This is a genomic window from Pseudomonas sp. NFACC25, from assembly GCF_900100935.1.
Lineage (GTDB): Bacteria > Pseudomonadota > Gammaproteobacteria > Pseudomonadales > Pseudomonadaceae > Aquipseudomonas > Aquipseudomonas marginalis.
The window spans coordinates 39,769-57,041 of the sequence record NZ_FMUC01000015.1; the positions used below are offsets into that span (position 1 = coordinate 39,769).

Annotated in this window: 18 protein-coding genes; 9 read left to right on the forward strand and 9 right to left on the reverse strand. The window is 60.0% G+C overall.

Annotated elements, in window-relative coordinates; all coding sequences use genetic code 11:
- Positions 1 to 684 (forward strand): lipoprotein-releasing ABC transporter ATP-binding protein LolD, encoded by a 684-nt coding sequence (gene lolD / locus BLQ09_RS25755; protein ID WP_024074097.1) that lies wholly within the window; start codon positions 1 to 3, stop codon positions 682 to 684.
- 58 nt (positions 685 to 742) lie between these two features.
- Positions 743 to 1,987 (forward strand): lipoprotein-releasing ABC transporter permease subunit, encoded by a 1,245-nt coding sequence (locus BLQ09_RS25760; RefSeq protein WP_092358983.1) that lies wholly within the window; start codon positions 743 to 745, stop codon positions 1,985 to 1,987.
- A 104-nt stretch (positions 1,988 to 2,091) separates the two neighbouring features.
- Here the strand turns inward: BLQ09_RS25760 and BLQ09_RS25765 are convergent, their stop codons facing one another.
- A complete protein-coding gene (locus BLQ09_RS25765; RefSeq protein ID WP_027604225.1) occupies positions 2,092 to 3,447 on the reverse strand; it encodes a heavy metal sensor histidine kinase in 1,356 nt (451 codons plus the stop codon).
- Complete coding sequence (locus BLQ09_RS25770) at positions 3,444 to 4,124, reverse strand: heavy metal response regulator transcription factor (protein ID WP_027604224.1); 681 nt, start codon at positions 4,122 to 4,124, stop codon at positions 3,444 to 3,446. The genes BLQ09_RS25765 and BLQ09_RS25770 overlap by 4 nt, the downstream gene beginning before the upstream one ends.
- A 157-nt stretch (positions 4,125 to 4,281) precedes the next feature.
- Here BLQ09_RS25770 and BLQ09_RS25775 point away from each other — a divergent pair, with 157 nt between their 5' ends.
- Complete coding sequence (locus tag BLQ09_RS25775) at positions 4,282 to 4,803, forward strand: copper-resistant cuproprotein CopI (RefSeq protein ID WP_065928149.1); 522 nt, start codon at positions 4,282 to 4,284, stop codon at positions 4,801 to 4,803.
- Positions 4,804 to 4,869: 66 nt separating this feature from the next.
- Positions 4,870 to 5,700, forward strand: a complete 831-nt coding sequence (gene queF, locus BLQ09_RS25780; RefSeq protein ID WP_092358985.1) for an NADPH-dependent 7-cyano-7-deazaguanine reductase QueF — start codon at positions 4,870 to 4,872, stop codon at positions 5,698 to 5,700.
- Positions 5,701 to 5,763: 63 nt separating this feature from the next.
- Here queF and BLQ09_RS25785 read toward each other — a convergent pair whose 3' ends face one another.
- Both BLQ09_RS25785 and BLQ09_RS25790 read right to left on the reverse strand, forming a co-directional pair.
- The gene (locus tag BLQ09_RS25785; RefSeq protein WP_027604221.1) at positions 5,764 to 6,030 is read right to left on the reverse strand and encodes a DUF4404 family protein; all 267 of its coding nucleotides are present in this window, start codon (positions 6,028 to 6,030) and stop codon (positions 5,764 to 5,766) included.
- A 110-nt stretch (positions 6,031 to 6,140) separates the two neighbouring features.
- Positions 6,141 to 6,749 (reverse strand): HAD superfamily inactivated hydrolase PcrP, encoded by a 609-nt coding sequence (locus BLQ09_RS25790; RefSeq protein ID WP_092358987.1) that lies wholly within the window; start codon positions 6,747 to 6,749, stop codon positions 6,141 to 6,143.
- Between the two features lie 194 nt (positions 6,750 to 6,943).
- Here BLQ09_RS25790 and BLQ09_RS25795 point away from each other — a divergent pair, with 194 nt between their 5' ends.
- Positions 6,944 to 7,633, forward strand: coding sequence for an MlaA family lipoprotein (locus BLQ09_RS25795; protein WP_027604219.1), 690 nt, complete (start codon positions 6,944 to 6,946; stop codon positions 7,631 to 7,633).
- Between the two features lie 62 nt (positions 7,634 to 7,695).
- Here BLQ09_RS25795 and BLQ09_RS25800 read toward each other — a convergent pair whose 3' ends face one another.
- Positions 7,696 to 7,992 (reverse strand): PilZ domain-containing protein, encoded by a 297-nt coding sequence (locus tag BLQ09_RS25800; protein WP_065947405.1) that lies wholly within the window; start codon positions 7,990 to 7,992, stop codon positions 7,696 to 7,698.
- 276 nt (positions 7,993 to 8,268) lie between these two features.
- Between BLQ09_RS25800 and rssB the strand changes: the two genes are divergently transcribed.
- Positions 8,269 to 9,450 carry a two-component system response regulator RssB gene (gene rssB / locus BLQ09_RS25810; protein WP_027604216.1) on the forward strand — a complete coding sequence of 394 codons (1,182 nt, stop codon included), beginning with the start codon at positions 8,269 to 8,271 and terminating at the stop codon, positions 9,448 to 9,450.
- Positions 9,450 to 9,932, forward strand: a complete 483-nt coding sequence (rssC, locus tag BLQ09_RS25815; protein WP_003172602.1) for an anti-sigma factor antagonist RssC — start codon at positions 9,450 to 9,452, stop codon at positions 9,930 to 9,932. The genes rssB and rssC overlap by 1 nt, the downstream gene beginning before the upstream one ends.
- 88 nt (positions 9,933 to 10,020) lie before the next feature.
- On the opposite strand, the gene tal is transcribed toward rssC, so the two are convergent.
- Positions 10,021 to 10,947 (reverse strand): transaldolase, encoded by a 927-nt coding sequence (tal, locus tag BLQ09_RS25820; RefSeq protein WP_027604215.1) that lies wholly within the window; start codon positions 10,945 to 10,947, stop codon positions 10,021 to 10,023.
- Positions 10,948 to 11,262: 315 nt separating this feature from the next.
- Positions 11,263 to 12,249: a tRNA dihydrouridine(20/20a) synthase DusA gene (gene dusA / locus BLQ09_RS25825; RefSeq protein ID WP_092358989.1), complete on the reverse strand. Its 987-nt coding sequence runs from the start codon at positions 12,247 to 12,249 to the stop codon at positions 11,263 to 11,265.
- A 348-nt stretch (positions 12,250 to 12,597) separates the two neighbouring features.
- Here dusA and BLQ09_RS25835 point away from each other — a divergent pair, with 348 nt between their 5' ends.
- Positions 12,598 to 12,819, forward strand: coding sequence for a hypothetical protein (locus BLQ09_RS25835; protein ID WP_027604213.1), 222 nt, complete (start codon positions 12,598 to 12,600; stop codon positions 12,817 to 12,819).
- A 52-nt stretch (positions 12,820 to 12,871) separates the two neighbouring features.
- On the opposite strand, the gene BLQ09_RS25840 is transcribed toward BLQ09_RS25835, so the two are convergent.
- Both BLQ09_RS25840 and BLQ09_RS25845 read right to left on the reverse strand, forming a co-directional pair.
- Positions 12,872 to 13,711 (reverse strand): lipopolysaccharide kinase InaA family protein, encoded by an 840-nt coding sequence (locus BLQ09_RS25840; RefSeq protein WP_092358990.1) that lies wholly within the window; start codon positions 13,709 to 13,711, stop codon positions 12,872 to 12,874.
- 162 nt (positions 13,712 to 13,873) lie between these two features.
- Positions 13,874 to 15,061: an MFS transporter gene (locus BLQ09_RS25845; protein ID WP_027604211.1), complete on the reverse strand. Its 1,188-nt coding sequence runs from the start codon at positions 15,059 to 15,061 to the stop codon at positions 13,874 to 13,876.
- Positions 15,062 to 15,541: 480 nt separating this feature from the next.
- Between BLQ09_RS25845 and mqo the strand changes: the two genes are divergently transcribed.
- Positions 15,542 to 17,188, forward strand: a complete 1,647-nt coding sequence (gene mqo / locus BLQ09_RS25850; protein ID WP_027604210.1) for a malate dehydrogenase (quinone) — start codon at positions 15,542 to 15,544, stop codon at positions 17,186 to 17,188.
- Positions 17,189 to 17,273: the final 85 nt, after the last annotated feature.

The following is a 17,273-nucleotide window of genomic DNA, read 5'->3' on the forward strand; positions in this document are numbered from 1 at the left end:
ATGAGTGAAAAAGCAATCCTGAGCTGCCGCAACCTGGGCAAATCCTACGAGGAAGGCCCGGAATCGGTCGTGGTGCTGTCCAACCTGCAACTGGAACTGCATCCCGGCGAGCGCGTGGCGATCGTCGGCAGTTCCGGTTCCGGCAAAAGTACCTTGCTCAACCTGTTGGGCGGCCTCGATACGCCGTCCCAGGGCAGCGTATGGCTGGCCGGTGAAGAACTGTCGGCCCTGAATGAAAAGGCCCGTGGCCAGTTGCGCAACCGTTCGTTGGGCTTTGTGTACCAGTTCCACCACCTGTTGCCGGAATTCACCGCCCTGGAAAACGTGTGCATGCCGTTGCTGATCGGCAAGACCGCGATCCCGGAAGCGCGCCAGCGCGCCAAGGCGTTGCTCGAGCGCGTCGGCCTCGGCCATCGCCTGGAGCACAAGCCGGCCGAACTGTCCGGCGGTGAGCGCCAGCGTGTGGCGATTGCCCGTGCCCTGGTGAACAACCCGGGGCTGGTGATGCTCGACGAGCCCACCGGCAACCTCGACTCCCACACGGCCCAGGGCATCAAGGACTTGATGCTGGAACTGAGCACCCAGATGCGCACTGCGTTCCTGGTGGTGACCCATGACATGAGCATGGCCCGCCAGATGGACCGTGTGCTGCACCTGCAGGAAGGTCATCTGGTCGCCATCTGACCTGTTTCAAGCCCGGTGCCTGACGCCGGGTTTTCTATTTTTCCAACGGTGCCCGCGAATGTTCAGACCGTTATCGATTTTCATCGGCACGCGCTATACCCGCGCCAAGCGCCGCAACCGTTTTGTTTCGTTCATCTCGATGACCTCGATGATCGGCCTCGCCCTGGGCGTGCTGGCGATGATCGTGGTGCTATCGGTGATGAACGGCTTCCAGCGTGAAATGAGCTCGCGCATCCTTGGCATGGTGCCCCACGCCACTGTCGTCGGGGTGAACCCGATCGACGATTGGCAGCCGGTGGCCGCTGCGGCGATGAAGAATCCGCAAGTGACTGCCGCCGTACCGTTCACGCAGATGGACGGCATGTTCTCCTACAAGGGCGCGATGCAGCCGATTGAGATCAGCGGCGTCGATCCGGCCCAGGAAGGCAAGGTGTCGATCGTGGCCCAGCATATCGTGCAGGGCAAACTGGAAGACCTGAAGCCCGGCGAGTTCGGCGTGGTGGTCGGCGAAATCACCGCCCGGCGTTTTCGCCTGAATGTGGGCGACAAATTGACCCTGATCGTCCCGGAAATCAGCAGTGCGCCCGGTGGTATCACCCCGCGCATGCAGCGTCTGAACGTAGTGGGTATCTTCAAGGTCGGCGCCGAGCTGGATGGCTCCATGGCCCTCATCCACATGGCTGACGCTGCCGAGATACAGCATTGGCAGCCGAACCAGGTGCAGAGCGTGCGCCTGGCGTTGAAAGACCTGTACGCAGCGCCCAAGGTCTCGGCGGACATCGCCGCCAGCCTCGGCAGCGGCTACAAGCCCGATGACTGGACCCACACCCAGGGCAGCCTGTTCAGTGCGATGAAGATGGAAAAGACCATGATCGGCCTGTTGTTGCTGATGATCGTCGCCGTCGCGGCGTTCAACATCATCGCCACGCTGATCATGGTGGTGAACGACAAGGGTGCGGACATCGCGATCCTGCGCACCATCGGTGCCACGCCACGGCAGATCATGGCGATCTTCATGGTGCAGGGCACGGTGATCGGCATTGTCGGCACCTTGATCGGCGGCGTGCTGGGGGTGATTGCGGCGCTGAACGTGAGTGAGCTGGTGGGCTGGCTGGAGCGGGTGAGCGGGCAGCATATCTTCAGTTCGGATGTGTACTTCGTCAGCAACCTGCCTTCGGAGCTGCAAAGTGGCGATGTGGTGCTGATTTGTACGGCCGGGTTTGTGTTGAGCTTCCTGGCGACGATTTACCCGGCGTATCGGGCGGCGAAGATTGAGCCGGCGCATGCCCTTAGGTATTCGTAGTCTTTAAGACCGCTATCGGGGGCAAGCCCCTCCCACATTTGAATGTATTCACGGATCAACGTGTGGGAGGGGGCTTGCCCCCGATAGGGCCGGCCTGGCTTGCATCAATTTCCCCTGGGCAACTCAATCACAAACCTTGTCCACCCCGCCGCGGACTCACAAAAAATCCTCCCCCCGTGTGCCCGCACAATCGACTGGGTAATCGCCAATCCCAGCCCCGCATGCTCGCTGCTGCCTTCATGGCGCGCCGGGTCGGCTCGGTAGAACCGGTCGAACAGCCTCGGCAACACGTGCGCTGGAATACCTTCCCCGCTGTTTTCTACCGTCAGTGTCACGCCCCGTACGCCTTCAACCATCCGCACGCGCACTTGGCCGCCGGCCGGGGTAAACCTGAGGGCGTTATCCAGCAGGTTCGACAGGGCCCGGCGCAGCATGCCGCGATCGCCGGCGGTTTGTGCGCCGCCTTCGCGTACCAGCGAGACCTGTGCGTCTTCTGCCAGCAACGCGAAAAACTCCAGCAACGTCTCCACTTCATCCGCCAGCACCAACGGCTCGCGCTTGGGCACCAGCAAGCCGTGGTCCGCCTTGGCCAGGTACAGCATGTCATTCACCAGCTGCGCCATCCATTGCAGCTCTTCCAGGTTGCTGTGCAGCGCTTCGCGGTAATCCTCCAAGAGGCGCGGTTGGGTCAGGATGACCTGGGTCTGGGTCAGCAGGTTCGACAGGGGCGTGCGCAGTTCATGGGCAATGTCGGCGGAGAAGGCCGACAGGCGTTGGAAGGCGTCGTCCAATCGCCCCAGCATGGCATTGAAGGCCTGGGCCAGTTCGGCCAATTCCGCCGGCATTTGCTGCTGAGGCAGGCGTTGGGTCAAGGAGTGGGCCGACACACTGGCAGCCACTTCGCCCATGCGCCGCAACGGCCGCAAGCCACTGCGTGCAGCCCAGGCGCCCAGCAGCGCGGTGGCCAGGGCCGATAGGCCGACGGTGAGCCAGATCAAATGTTGCATGCGTTGCAGGAAGTGCTGGTGATGGGTGATGTCGAGCATCAGGGTCAGTTGCGGTGAGGCGGGCTGGCCGGGCCTCAAGGGGGCGTTGTACACGCGGTAGTCGGTGCCGGCGTTCTGCAGGGTGTGCAGGCCAGGCGCCTCGGGCAGGCTGACGCTTGGCGCATCGTCCAGCCAGCGCTGGCCGGCGGCGGTGATGCGCAATGTCAGGTCAGGCTGGCGATTGAGCTCGGCTCGCAGCTGCGCTTCGCGTTGGGCGAATGAGTCCAGTGATTCGACGCCCTGCAAGGTACTGCGCAGCGCCACCAGCTTGCTGTCGAGTTGCTGTTGGTCCAGCTCAATGAAGTGCGCCTCGCTGGCACGGTTGAACAGCACGCCGGCGAACAACGAGACCACCGCGGTGCACGCCGCAAACAGCAGGGCCAGGCGGCTGGCCAGGGACAGACGCTGGATCAATGGCTGCGCTCCTCCAGCACATAACCCATGCCGCGCACGGTATGGATCAGTTTGGTGGGGAAAGGATCGTCGACTTTCAGGCGCAGGCGCCGGATCGCGACTTCGATGATGTTGGTGTCACTGTCGAAATTCATGTCCCACACTTGGGAGGCAATCAGCGACTTGGGCAGGACTTCGCCCTGGCGGCGCAGCAGCAGCTCCAGCAGGGAGAATTCCTTGGCGGTGAGGTCGATGCGCTGGCCGTCCCGTTCGACGCGGCGGCGGAGCAGGTCCAGGCGCAGGTCGGCCAGTTGCAGGGCGGTTTCCTGCGGCGTGCTGCTGCCACGGCGCAACAGGCTGCGTACCCGCGCCAGCAGTTCGGAGAAGGCAAAGGGCTTGACCAGGTAATCGTCGGCACCCAGTTCCAGGCCGTGCACCCGGTCTTCCACGGCATCCCGGGCGGTCAGAAACAGCACCGGGATCTCCAGGCCGGCACTGCGTACCGCTTGCAGGATTTGCCAACCGTCGCGACCGGGCAGCATCACATCCAGGATCAACAGGTCATAATCGCCGGTCAGCGCCAGGTGCTGGCCGCTGGTACCGTCGGCCACCAGTTCGGTGGTGAAGCCCGCCTCGGCCAGGCCTTGGCGCAGATAGTGGCCGGTTTTCGGTTGGTCTTCGACGATCAGCAATTTCATGGGCGGCTCTTGGCAACAGTTCACGAGGGGCTTTATACCCTGGGTGCCAGGGGAAGGGCGCAACCTGACAAAGTTGTAATCTAGCAGTCAGCTGGCTGGCAGCGGCGCACTCTTAGAGTGCTGTCCAAGCAGGTTGCACACTTTTTGGAGAATCGAGATGGCATTGCGTACACCCCTGTTGTTGGCGGGCTGCCTGTTGGCGTTGAGTTTCAATGCAATGGCGGATGCGGCCCATACCTATGCGTTCGGCCAGCCGGCACCGGCGGATAAGGCCACACGCACCGTGGAAGTGACGCTGCAGGATATTTCCTTTTCGCCCAAGTCCCTGGACGTCAAGGCCGGTGAGACGGTGCGCTTTGTACTGGTCAACAAAGGTCAGTTGCTGCATGAATTCAACCTCGGTGACGCGGCGATGCACGCCGAACACCAGAAGGAAATGCTGCAGATGCAGGCCAGCGGCATGCTCACTTCCACGGGAATGGGCAAGATGGATCATAGTGCCATGGGCCACGGTGAAATGGGCGGCATGAAACACGACGATCCCAACAGCGTGCTGGTGGAGCCCGGCAAGACCGCTGAGCTGACCTGGACGTTCACCAAGGCCACCGGCCTGGAGTTTGCCTGCAACCTCCCCGGGCATTATCAGGCGGGCATGGTCGGCAAGCTGACCGTTGAGTAAGGCGTTTCTTAAGGGCGGGGGCAAAGGCTGGTAGACTGGCGCGGTTTATTTAGCCAGGTTTCCGCCATGCATCCCGCAGCCGAACATTCGCCGCTGGGCAAGTCCAGTGAATACATTTCCACCTACACCCCTTCGTTGCTGTTCCCGATTCCACGCGCCGCCAAATGGGCCGAGCTGGGCCTGAGCGCCGAGACCCTGCCGTACAAGGGCGTGGATTTCTGGAACTGCTTCGAGTTGTCCTGGCTGCTGCCGTCGGGCAAGCCGGTGGTGGCCATCGGTGAGTTCAGCATCCCCGCCGACTCGCCGAACATCATCGAGTCCAAGTCGTTCAAGCTGTACCTCAACTCGCTGAACCAGACCGCGTTCACCGATACACCAAGCCTGGAAGCGACCCTGCGCACCGACCTCAGCGCCGCCGCCGGCAAGCCTGTTACCGTGCGTATCCGCAGCTTGGCCGACATTGGGGCCGAAGGCGTGATGGCGTTGCCGGGCACGTGCATTGACGATCTGGATATCAGTGTCAGCAACTACGAACACCCGCGCCCGGAGCTGCTGCGTTGTGATGACTCGCGCATTGTCGAGGAGAGCGTGCACAGCCACCTGCTCAAGTCCAACTGCCCGGTGACCAGCCAGCCCGACTGGGGCAGCGTGGTGGTGGAGTACCGTGGTTCGGCGTTGGATCACGGGAGTTTGCTGGAATACCTGGTGAGCTTTCGCCAGCACTCGGATTTCCATGAACAGTGCGTGGAGCGCATTTTCCTCGACCTGCAGCGTTTGCTGAAGCCGGAGAAGTTAACGGTGTATGCGCGCTATGTGCGGCGCGGCGGGTTGGATATCAACCCTTACCGCAGTACTGAGGATGTGGCGTTCCAGAACGTGCGCCTGGCCCGTCAGTAAGCAAAGGTGGGAGGGGGCAAGCCCTCTCCTACCTTTTGGTTCTGCGCCTGGCTTGGGCTCGGGTCAGATCCCCATATTGCCCAAGGTGATCATGATATTGCGCAGTGTCCCGGAAATCACCGGGTGCTCAGCGTCGAACTCTATGGCAGCTTGGCTCACATCGTCGGAAATACTCGGCGTTTGAGTGGCTGGTTCAAGTTCAAGTTGCAATTCAAACTTGGCAATCAAGGCTTGCAGAGCATCACGTTTTTCTTCCGACAGCGGCGGCTCCTGTTCCAGCTGCCCGCGCAGGATCTCGACCTGTTCTTCCAGTTTTTTGCGATCAGGCATGACGTTCTTCCTTTTATCGATAGGCACTGGCATAGACCACGGCACGCCGTGAAAGGTCTACGGACTGACCTGTAGATTAATCCACGGGCGCCGACTGTGCATGATCTCGATCAGGGCTTCTCGCCTTTGAGCTGGCGCAGGCTGATGTCGGCCAGGCAGGTGCCGAGTTCACCGAGGTGATCGATCACCGAGTGGACCCCCAGGCCATAGAGCTCAACGGTTGCTTTGCCGCGCTTGTGCTCGCGTTCCTTGTCGCTCAACGCGTGCCACTGCTCAGGCGCCAGGCCGCACAATGAACCACAGGAGGCCAGGCCAATGGTCCACAAGCCGGCATTCAGGCCCGATTGCAACAGGCGCGGTTCGCCGCTGACCAGTACGCAACCTTCCAGGCGTTCAATGTTGAGTTCCATCAAGGCTTGCCAGCAGGCATGAGGGGCGGGCCAGCGGATGGAGGAGGGGGATGCGGCCTTGAGCCAGCCGGGCAGTACGGCGGCCAGTGGTGTGGTTACCGAAGGCGGCAGTTCATCCAGCCAGGCACAGGGGACGCCTTGTTCCTTGAGGCTGCGCAGGATTTTCAGGGCGCCGGGTGTGGCTTGGGAGTCCGGGGAGGGGGAATCGGTGCGCGCCCGGGAACCAAAGTCCACCAGGCAACCACTCAGGCCAAACAGAACAGCAGTCAAGGCGGGCGCGTTGGCGATGGCTATCTCGGCGTGAGGCATGTCGACATCCCTGAAATAGCTGTGACGCTATCGGGGCAGGATGACAAGCAGATGACAGCGGGGTAATTGTAGGAAAATTGTCCATTTGTGTTAGGACGATTCCTAGCAGCTGCCTAATTGGGTACTTCCGTCATATACTGACGGCCTTATTCAGGGCATAGCGCCCATGACAGACCATTCAAGGAGCAAAAGCTATGCGCTGGAGCCACTACTTCGCTCAGCTATCGGTGTGTGCCACTGTCCTGCTGGCGCCTTTCGCTGCACAAGCTGCATCGGAAGATGATCCATGGGAAAGCGTCAACCGCCCGATCTTCACCTTCAACGACACCGTTGATACCTACGCCCTCAAGCCATTGGCCCAAGGCTATCAGTGGATCACCCCTCAATTTGTCGAAGACGGTATCCACAACTTCTTCCGCAATATCGGCGATGTCGGCAATCTGGCCAACAACGTGCTGCAGCTCAAACCCCACAATGCCGGGGTCGACACTGCGCGCTTGCTGGTTAACACCACCTTCGGCGTGCTGGGCTTTATCGACGTCGGCACCAAAATGGGGCTGCAACGCAGTGATGAAGACTTCGGCCAGACCCTCGGTTACTGGGGCGTGGGCAGCGGTCCCTACGTGATGATCCCGCTGCTGGGCCCGAGCACCTTGCGTGATGCACCGTCCAAATACGTGGACAGCTACACCCAACCGTACCGCTATATGAACGATATCGGCTGGCGCAACAGCACCATGGGCCTGAACATCGTTGACACCCGTGCCAGCCTGCTCGACAGCGAGAAATTGATCACCGGCGACAAGTACACCTTTATCCGCAATGCCTACCTGCAGAACCGCGAGTTCAAGGTCAAGGACGGCAAGGTCGTCGACGACTTTTAAGCTGTGATGTTTTGAAATGAAAAAAAGGCGACCCTGGCGGTCGCCTTTTTTGTGCGCGGGTTTCAGCGCATTTTCAGGATCCTAAGCCCGAGTTGTTGCTCGTCGCCCACGGTTTTGGTCCAGACCACTTCCGTGTCAGCCTCCAGGCCCTTGAGCGCCGCGTGCTCTGAATCAATGCGCACGGTGAGTAGGTCTCCCACCGCGAACTGACGCGGTGCCTGCACCTGCATCCCGGAGCTGGAAAGGTCCACGCAAACCCCGGCAAACTCCTGGCCTTCGTGGAGCAAAGATACTTCGGCATCCACCCGCATGCGGATGAAATCGCGTTTTTCGGCGTAGTCGCGCTCGTGTTCGCCCATCGGTTCCATCCTTACTTTGTGTTGTGGTCTTGGCTGTTCTTATAACTCCCGGTGATTTGCGATGTAAAGACGCCCGGCGACCATCGGCATGAGCTTGAAACCCCCGGCGGATGGGAGTACCGTCTGCGCCTTAGAAGGGCACCTCTGCTTTACAGTTGTGCATGGGAAAAATCCCATTGCGTTGTAGTACAGAGAGGCTAGAAAGCGAATCCAGTACGTGAGCCCGGCCATTGCCGAGCCACCTACGCCAACCTAATTCTGGCGCCGTTTGCCCACATGCAAAAAACCAGTGCCACGCTGCTGATAATCGATGACGACGAAGTAGTGCGCGCGAGCCTCGCGGCCTATTTGGAAGACAGTGGCTTCAGCGTCCTGCAGGCCAGTAATGGCCAACAGGGTCTCCAGGTATTCGAGCGCGACCAGCCCGACCTCGTGATCTGCGACCTGCGCATGCCCCAGATGGGCGGCCTGGAGCTGATTCGCCAGGTGACCGAGCTTGCCCCGCAGACGCCGGTGATTGTCGTGTCCGGTGCCGGCGTCATGAACGATGCCGTCGAAGCGTTGCGTCTGGGCGCTGCCGACTACCTGATCAAGCCCCTCGAAGACCTGGCGGTACTGGAGCACTCTGTGCGCCGCGCCTTGGATCGTGCGCGCCTGCTGGTCGAGAACCAGCGCTACCGCGAAAAGCTCGAAACCGCCAACCGCGAACTCGAAGCCAGCCTTAACCTGCTCCAGGAAGACCAGAACGCCGGTCGCCAGGTGCAGATGAACATGCTGCCGGTCAGCCCCTGGACCATCGACGAATTCCAGTTTGCTCACCAGATCATCCCGTCGCTGTACCTGTCGGGCGATTTTGTCGACTATTTCCGTGTTGACGAGCGGCGTGTCGCGTTCTACCTGGCCGATGTCTCCGGCCATGGTGCTTCCTCTGCTTTTGTCACCGTGTTGTTGAAGTTCATGACCACACGGCTGTTGTTCGAATCCAAGCGCAATGGCACCTTGCCGGAGTTTACCCCCTCCGAGGTGCTGGGCCACATCAACCGAGGCCTGATCAGCTGCAAGCTGGGCAAGCACGTGACGATGGTAGGCGGTGTGATTGATGAAGAAACCGGTCTTTTGACCTACAGCATCGGCGGTCACCTGCCGATGCCTGTTTTATACACTCCCGACAGTGTGCGTTACCTGGAAGGGCGTGGTCTGCCCGTAGGCTTGTTCAATGAAGCTACTTACGAAGACCACATCCTGGAGCTGCCGCCGACGTTCAGCCTGACGCTGATGTCCGACGGCATCCTGGACCTTCTTCCAGAGCCTACACTCAAAGAGAAAGAAGCCGCCTTGCCCCAGAAGGTCAAGTCGGCGGGCGGCAGCCTGGATGGCCTGCGGCAGGTTTTTGGATTGGCCACGCTAGGGGAGATGCCGGATGATATCGCCCTATTGGTGTTGAGCAGGAATCTTTGATGAGTACCGGAAGAATCCAATTCGCCGAGCAAGACGGGACCTTCGTCCTGAAGTTTGTCGGTGAAGTGCGCCTGACCTTGTGTTCGGCGCTGGATGCGACGATTGAGCGGATTTTCACGGCGTTGAATTTCTCGGCGATCGTGATCGATCTGACCGAAACCCGCAGCATCGATAGCACCACCCTTGGGCTGTTGGCCAAGTTGTCCATTCTGTCCCGGCAGAAGGTCGGCCTGTTGCCGACCGTCGTCACCACCCACGAAGACATCACCCGTCTGTTGCAGTCCATGGGCTTCGACCAGGTGTTCAACATCGTTGATCGCCCGATCCCTTGCCCGGAATGCCTCACCGACCTGCCGTCCCAGGATCAGTCCGAGGAAGTGGTGCGGGTCAAGGTGCTGGAAGCGCACAAGATCCTGATGGGCCTCAACGAGTCCAACCGCGAAGCCTTCCACGACCTCGTCAACGCCCTCGAGCGTCACTGATCCCAGGGATCGCCTGCTACTTTAGGGACAGCAGAGCAAAAAAGGGCGGTACCCTCACAGGTACCGCCCTTTTTGTCGCCGGCGCCGTTTACAGCTTGGCGGACAACAGTGCCTCAAGCTTCTCCTGGTCCCGGGCAAACTGACGAATCCCCTCCGCCAGCTTCTCAGTCGCCATCGCATCCTCGTTGGACTCCCAACGGAACTGCGCTTCAGTCAGATGCACTCGCGCTTCTCCGGCGTGCCCTGGCGACAACTTGCGTTCCAGCTTGCCGTCATCCGCCGCCAGCTTCTCCAGCAGGTCCGGGCTGATGGTCAGGCGATCACAGCCGGCCAGCTCTTCAATCTGGCTCAGGTTGCGGAAACTCGCACCCATCACCACGGTCTTGTAGCCATTAGCCTTGTAGTAGTTGTAGATGCGTGTCACCGACTGCACGCCCGGATCATCAGCGCCGGTGTAGTCGTTGCCATTGGCTTTCTTGTACCAGTCGTAGATACGGCCTACGAACGGTGAAATCAGGAACACGCCGGCTTCTGCGCACGCCACCGCCTGGGCAAACGAGAACAGCAGGGTCAGGTTGGTCTGGATGCCTTCTTTTTCCAGCTTCTCCGCCGCGCGGATGCCTTCCCAGGTGGACGCGATCTTGATCAGCACGCGGTCACGGCTAACCCCAGCTTTGTCGTACAGGTCGATCAGACGGTGCGCACGCTTGAGTACGGCGTCAGTGTCGAACGACAGGCGGGCATCCACCTCGGTGGAGATGCGCCCTGGCACGACCTTAAGGATCTCCTGGCCCACAGCCACCGCGAAACGGTCGCTGGCCAGGCCGACATCACCGTTGCAATCCTGCACACACTCATCCAGCAGCTTGGCATAGCCCGGAATCGACGCGGCCTTGAGCAGCAGGGAAGGGTTGGTAGTGGCGTCTTGGGGCTTGAGCTTGGCGAGGGTGGAAAAATCGCCGGTATCGGCTACGACAGTAGTGAATTGCTTGAGTTGTTCCAGCTTGGAAGTCATGGGCGTGCTCTGTCCTATGGGTCTGATGACATTACCCGAGCGCTGGCAGGCGCTCAAGGGCGCAAATGCGTTCGATCGTTTGCGAGGGCAACAACCTGAAAACAGCCGTTTGAATGCCCGGCCGTAGTGCTGAATAGGAGGCCAGAACGGCCGACAGGTTCAACCCGACTGCCCGATGACACTTGGATAGCGCCTTCATGCCAACTGACTCCTTCCCTGGCACACACCGCACCAAATGTGGGAGGGGGCTTGCTCCCGATGGCAGTGTGTCGGCTCATCCAATAACCAACTGCCCCCCCCCTGCAAGCTATCCAATCAACGCCCTTCCAACAAAGCCCCAGCCTGATCAAGCAATGCCAATGGATCCGCAGCCTTATGGATATCCACCGACAACAACTGCCTGAATCTGCGCGCCCCAGGGAAACCGGTGCCCAACCCCAACACATGCCGCGTAATGTGATGCATCGTCCCGCCAGTCGCCAAATGCTCAGCAATATAAGGCCGCAACTGCGCCAACGCCTCCGCCCGACTGATCACAGGCTGCGCGCTACCAAACAACTGCTGATCCACCTCCGCCAGCAGATACGGATTGTGATAAGCCTCGCGGCCCAGCATCACCCCGTCAAACGTCTGTAAATGCTCATGGCATTGCTCCAGCGTCTTGATCCCGCCGTTGAGAATAATCTCCAGCTCAGGGAAATCCTGCTTCAACTGCGCCGCCACGTCATACCGCAACGGCGGAATGTCGCGGTTTTCCTTCGGCGACAAGCCCTCAAGAATCGCAATCCGCGCATGCACGGTGAAACTGGTGCAGCCGGCGTCCTTCACCGTCCCGACGAAATCACACAACTGGGCATAACTGTCCCTGCCGTTGATGCCGATACGGTGCTTCACCGTTACCGGAATCGACACCGCATCACGCATCGCCTTCACACAATCGGCCACCAGGGCCGGGTGAGCCATCAGGATCGCGCCGATCATGTTGTTCTGGACGCGGTCGCTGGGGCAGCCGACGTTCAGGTTCACTTCGTCGTAACCGGCAGCCTCGGCCATACGGGCGCAGGCGGCCAGGTCTGCGGGGACACTGCCGCCGAGCTGGAGCGCGAGCGGGTGCTCGGCTTCGTTATGACGCAGGAAGCGGTCATGGTCGCCGTGGAGGATTGCGCCGGTGGTGACCATCTCGGTGTAGAGCAGGGCGCGTTTGGAGAGCAGGCGCAGGAAGAACCGGCAGTGGCGGTCGGTCCAATCCATCATCGGGGCGACGGAGAAGCGGCGGGAGAAAGTAGCAGTGTGTAGGGACATTGGGGATCTGAGTCAACGAGGCGAATTGGGCGCAGTTTATCAGGGATGGATCTAGGCTGTGGGAGACGCTTGTTTTGCGGTATTCACCACTTCGAACGCGGACATTGCCGTGTATGGAATATGCCGAGGATTTACAGGCGATCACTGCGAGCCCGACATGCGATCAGGTAGGACCAGTTGGCTACTGCCCATTCGCGGTTGTGTTTGACCCGGCCTCCGTCGATCAACCAGCCGGCAACCTGAACCCTCCCTGTCCCCCAGCAAAGTTTCATAATTCCTTCCACCGTTGAGGTCTACGATCTTCCTCAAGAGAAGCCCCCACGGTCCAGTCCACAGGGAACTGAAAAAATGATTTTGAACCTCGTCAAAGTCGTGATGATTACCGGCGCGTTGCTGTTGGGCGCTTGTTCTTCGGGTGCGCCGGGCATGAGTGGCGACCCTTGCTTTTCAGGCGGATGCCAGGCGTTTGGTGACCACAGCTCCAGCAAGGCTGCCAAAGCTAATTTTGGCGGCAGTGGCCTGGGGAGTAGTTATGGGGAATATGGGACGGGGTTGTTGCATGATGATTGATGGCGCATATGGCCCGGCGGGGGCAAGCGCCCTTGTCGCCGAGGGAGGTGAGTCAGCCTGTTATCACAACCCCATTATGGAAAATCTCGCGCCTGGCGCGGCGGCTGATGTTTTCATGTTTGCTTGAGGTGTAGATTTCGTCAAAACGACGGCGATCAATGCCCTCGTAGTTGTCAAGTTCTTGCAGCACCCTCCGGTCGTAATCCTCTTCGATCATGAACCGGAAAATTTCCCGCCGATAATAGAACCCGAATTGAAACGCCAGTACCTCGGTCAAGTAGTCCGTTGGCGTGAGAAAGCAGTTTTCCAGGTCGATGGCCTTGGCGTGCGTCGGCTGCTCCAGGTTGATCATCACATTGTTTGCCCAGAAGTCCATATGCACCACGCCTTTGCTGTGCAGGCAGTGCAACAGTTTGAACGACGCGGTGATCAGGCTCTGGATGTCACGCTCCTGCTTGAGCCATTCCAGGCCATTGAGGTGGCCCTCCAGCATCTCGGTAAAGATGAAGAATTCCTGGATCAGGCCAAGCGCTGACTTTCGATAACCGAACCCATACAAGCCAGCAACCGGCGCACCGCGTTTCTGGGCGCCGAGGGTGTTGATGACTTCTTCGACCGGCCAGTCAAACGCACCGTCCCGCTTGGCGCGCCCGAAGGTCACGCGCAATTTGGGCCTGAGGCTGTCCAGCGGCTGGGACTTGGCGAACAGGTTGGCTTCCATCCCTTTGAGCGGTGCGCTGATGCGATCTGTCAGTTGGTGGCGCGTGTCGATCAGGTCCTGAATCGCCTGCTGCGTTTTGTGGTCGGTGGTGTCGGTGGTGAAGATCGTCGCTTTGCGATGAGTGAGGGTCGTCGGAAAACTTTGCAATACACCTGTGTCAGGAAAGCTCAAAACACGTCCTTGTCATTGGGAATAAATATGACGGATATGTTACAGCTTGTGCTTATTGGATCCAACCTGAACTTTACCTGAACGAAAATGAAATAGTCTAACTGCGCCGATTCTTCACTGTTCATGGCGATTGAAATGTGCTTATAGCCATGGGGCTTGAGCTTAATGCCCTCCCTGCATCCGCCGTGCTATCAGGTAAATGCCCAGCCCGACCAGTGCCGTCGCCGCGCCGATGTAGCCGGTGCTGGTCCAGCCATACCCGGCCGTAATCGCCATCCCGCCAAACCATGGCCCCAGCGCATTGGCCAGGTTGAACGCCGCATGGTTGGACGCTGCCGCCAGGCTCGGTGCTTCGTGGGCGATGTCCATCAGGCGGATCTGCAGCGGTGCGGCCAGCGAGACCATGGTGCCGACCAGGCCCATGCTCAGCAGCACGCCCCATAGCGAGGACGCCGCGAAGGGGAAGAACAGCAACACGGCCATCGACCACACCAATATCCAGCCCACGGCGCGAAACTGCATGCGATCAAACAGCTTGCCGCCGGCGATGTTGCCGATAATCCCGCCCACGCCGAATGCTGCCAGCCCGAATGGAATCCACTGCGGGGATACCTTGGTCACTTCCAGCATGGTCGGTGCCAGGTAGCTGAACACGCAGAACATACCGGCAAAGCCGATGGCGCCAATGGACAGCGCCATCCACACCTGGGGTTTGGTGAAGGCGCGCAGTTCCTTGCGCGGGTCGCTGCGTTGTTCGTCGTGGCGATGGGGCACAAATTGCCAGACCAGGGCGATGGTGCACAGGGCGATCACGCTCACCAGTGCAAACGCCGAGCGCCAGCCCAGGTGCTGGCCGAGGAAGGTGGCGATGGGGTTGCCCAGCAGCATGGCCAGGGTCAGGCCCATCATTACCCGCGCCACGGCGCCGGCACGTTTGTCGTTGGGCACCATGCTCGAGGCGACCACCGCAGCAATGCCGAAGTAGGCGCCGTGGGGCAGGCCGCTGATAAAGCGGAACGCCACCAACGAGCCGAAGGTCGGGGTGAACGCAGTGGCGAGGTTGCCCAGGGCATACAGGCCCATCAGCAACAGCAACATATGTTTGCGCAGCAGCTTGGCGCCGAGGATGGCCAGCAGTGGGGCGCCGACCATCACGCCCAACGCATAGGCGCTGATGGCGTGGCCAACCTGGGGTTCGCTTAAACCCAGGTTTTGCGCGATGTCGGGCATCAGGCCCATGATGGCGAATTCGCCGGTACCGATAGCGAAGGCGCCCACGGCCATGGCAGCTTCCATTTTGGCGGCGCTGCGCGCGGGCAGTACGTGCCCGGGAGTTTGGTGGATAGACATGGATCGCTCTGTATTGAAGGGGTACGAGGGAAAACCGTCGATGCTACGCAAGCAGCGACGAAGGAGTCTAGAACCACCTTTTGCCCGAGAGTTCCTGCCCTGTGACCTCAGGTCGCGCTTGCCACACTTGACACTCGCGCGTTAAAACCGGCGATTTAGAGTTGTCAATTGGCCAAACGACGCATAAACGCCGTGTGGCGTGATATTCTGCGCGCCGTCTTGGTCTGGTCTTTCCCCGGTACGTACACCCGTATACGTCCCGGCGTTTGGCTGTCGCCCAGGTAGCTGAAGCCAATAATGATAAGAAGTCAGCGCAGAAGGGACATAAAAGTGAGGTCGATACGTCGGCCTTGTGTGCCCACCCTGCGGTCCCCGAGTGAATGTGCAAACCCCGCGGTGCGTTGCCTGGCGCAGCGTGATTGAGGGTTGCCCATGATCAGGGGCGGTGGGGCGGATGGCGTTTTATCATAGGTGCTACTGATGTTTAAAAAAGTAAACACTGCCCTGCTGGGGCTGGCTTTGTCGATGGGGATCACGTCCGTTCACGCGGAAGAGGCAAAGAAAGTCGATGTGCTGCTGATCGGCGGCGGCATCATGAGTGCAACCCTGGGTGTCTGGCTCAATGAGCTGGAGCCGGGTTGGTCGATGGAAATGGTCGAGCGCCTCGATGGCGTCGCCGAAGAAAGCTCCAACGGCTGGAACAACGCCGGTACCGGCCACTCGGCCCTGGCTGAGCTGAACTACACCCCTGAAGACAAGAACGGCAACGTTGAGATCCCGAAAGCGGTCGAGATCAACGAAGCGTTCCAGATCTCCCGTCAGTTCTGGTCCTGGCAGGTCCAGCAGGGCGTGCTGAAGAACCCGCGTTCGTTCATCAACTCCACACCGCACATGAGCTTTGTGTGGGGCGATGACAACATCAAGTTCCTCAAGAAGCGCTACGAAGCCCTGCAAGCGAGCCCGCTGTTCGCCGGCATGCAGTACTCCGAAGACCCGGCGCAGATCGCCAAATGGGTTCCGCTGATGATGGAAGGGCGTGACCCGAACCAGAAAATCGCGGCCACCTGGAGCCCGCTGGGTACCGACATGAACTTCGGCGAGATCACCCGCCAGTTCGTCGCTCACCTGCAAACCACGCCTAAGTTCGACCTGAAACTGTCGAGCGAAGTGCAGGACATCACCAAGAACGCCGACGGTTCGTGGCGTGTCAGCTACAAAAACCTGAAAGACGGCACCAAGACTGAAACCGACGCCAAGTTCGTGTTCATCGGCGCTGGCGGCGGTGCACTGCACCTGCTGCAAAAGTCGGGCATTCCTGAAGCCAAGGAATACGCTGGCTTCCCGGTCGGCGGCTCGTTCCTGGTGACCGATAACCCAACCGTCGCCGAGCAGCACCTGGCCAAGGCCTACGGCAAGGCTTCGGTTGGCGCGCCACCGATGTCGGTTCCGCACCTGGACACCCGCGTGCTGGATGGCAAGCGCGTGATTCTGTTTGGCCCATTCGCCACCTTCTCGACCAAGTTCCTGAAAGAAGGCTCGTACCTGGACCTGCTGACCAGCACCACCACCCACAACATCTGGCCAATGACCAAAGTCGGTATTCGTGAATACCCACTGGTCGAGTACCTCGCCGGCCAACTGATGCTGTCGGATGACGATCGCTTCAAGGCGCTGCAGGAGTACTTCCCGAACGCCAAGCAATCCGACTGGCGCCTGTGGCAGGCCGGCCAGCGCGTGCAGATCATCAAGCGTGACGAAGAGCAGGGCGGCGTCCTGAAACTCGGTACCGAAGTGGTCAGCTCTGCCGACAACACCATTGCAGGCCTGTTGGGTGCGTCGCCAGGCGCGTCTACCGCGGCTCCGATCATGTTGACCGTGCTGCAGAAAGTGTTCAAGGACAAGGTTGCGACCCCTGAGTGGCAGGCAAAACTGCACCAGATCGTGCCTAGCTACGGCACCAAGCTGAACGACAGTCCTGAGGCTGTTGCCAAGGAATGGGCCTACACCGCCAATATCCTGCAACTGCCTGCACCGCCTGCGATTCCGCAACAGGCTGCTGTCAAGGCGCCCGAGGCTGCCAAGCCTGCGGCTGAGCCGAGCAAGCCGGCGTCTGACCTGGCGCTGTAAGCCGCTGGGGAGGTCCTGGGTCAGGACCTTGCCGGTAACAAAAAGCCCGCTGAACCGGTAACGGTCAGCGGGTTTTTTTGTGCGT

Coding starts and splice junctions, on each gene's coding strand:
- BLQ09_RS25760 (WP_092358983.1), top strand. CDS start 743: ATGTTCAGACCGTTATCGATTTTCATCGGCACGCGCTATACCCGCGCC.
- tal (WP_027604215.1), bottom strand. CDS start 10,947: ATGACTTCCAAGCTGGAACAACTCAAGCAATTCACTACTGTCGTAGCC.
- BLQ09_RS25775 (WP_065928149.1), top strand. CDS start 4,282: ATGGCATTGCGTACACCCCTGTTGTTGGCGGGCTGCCTGTTGGCGTTG.
- lolD (WP_024074097.1), top strand. CDS start 1: ATGAGTGAAAAAGCAATCCTGAGCTGCCGCAACCTGGGCAAATCCTAC.
- BLQ09_RS25835 (WP_027604213.1), top strand. CDS start 12,598: ATGATTTTGAACCTCGTCAAAGTCGTGATGATTACCGGCGCGTTGCTG.
- rssC (WP_003172602.1), top strand. CDS start 9,450: ATGAGTACCGGAAGAATCCAATTCGCCGAGCAAGACGGGACCTTCGTC.
- BLQ09_RS25790 (WP_092358987.1), bottom strand. CDS start 6,749: ATGCCTCACGCCGAGATAGCCATCGCCAACGCGCCCGCCTTGACTGCT.
- BLQ09_RS25785 (WP_027604221.1), bottom strand. CDS start 6,030: ATGCCTGATCGCAAAAAACTGGAAGAACAGGTCGAGATCCTGCGCGGG.
- queF (WP_092358985.1), top strand. CDS start 4,870: ATGCATCCCGCAGCCGAACATTCGCCGCTGGGCAAGTCCAGTGAATAC.
- BLQ09_RS25800 (WP_065947405.1), bottom strand. CDS start 7,992: ATGGGCGAACACGAGCGCGACTACGCCGAAAAACGCGATTTCATCCGC.
- BLQ09_RS25795 (WP_027604219.1), top strand. CDS start 6,944: ATGCGCTGGAGCCACTACTTCGCTCAGCTATCGGTGTGTGCCACTGTC.
- dusA (WP_092358989.1), bottom strand. CDS start 12,249: ATGTCCCTACACACTGCTACTTTCTCCCGCCGCTTCTCCGTCGCCCCG.
- rssB (WP_027604216.1), top strand. CDS start 8,269: ATGCAAAAAACCAGTGCCACGCTGCTGATAATCGATGACGACGAAGTA.
- BLQ09_RS25845 (WP_027604211.1), bottom strand. CDS start 15,061: ATGTCTATCCACCAAACTCCCGGGCACGTACTGCCCGCGCGCAGCGCC.
- BLQ09_RS25770 (WP_027604224.1), bottom strand. CDS start 4,124: ATGAAATTGCTGATCGTCGAAGACCAACCGAAAACCGGCCACTATCTG.
- mqo (WP_027604210.1), top strand. CDS start 15,542: ATGTTTAAAAAAGTAAACACTGCCCTGCTGGGGCTGGCTTTGTCGATG.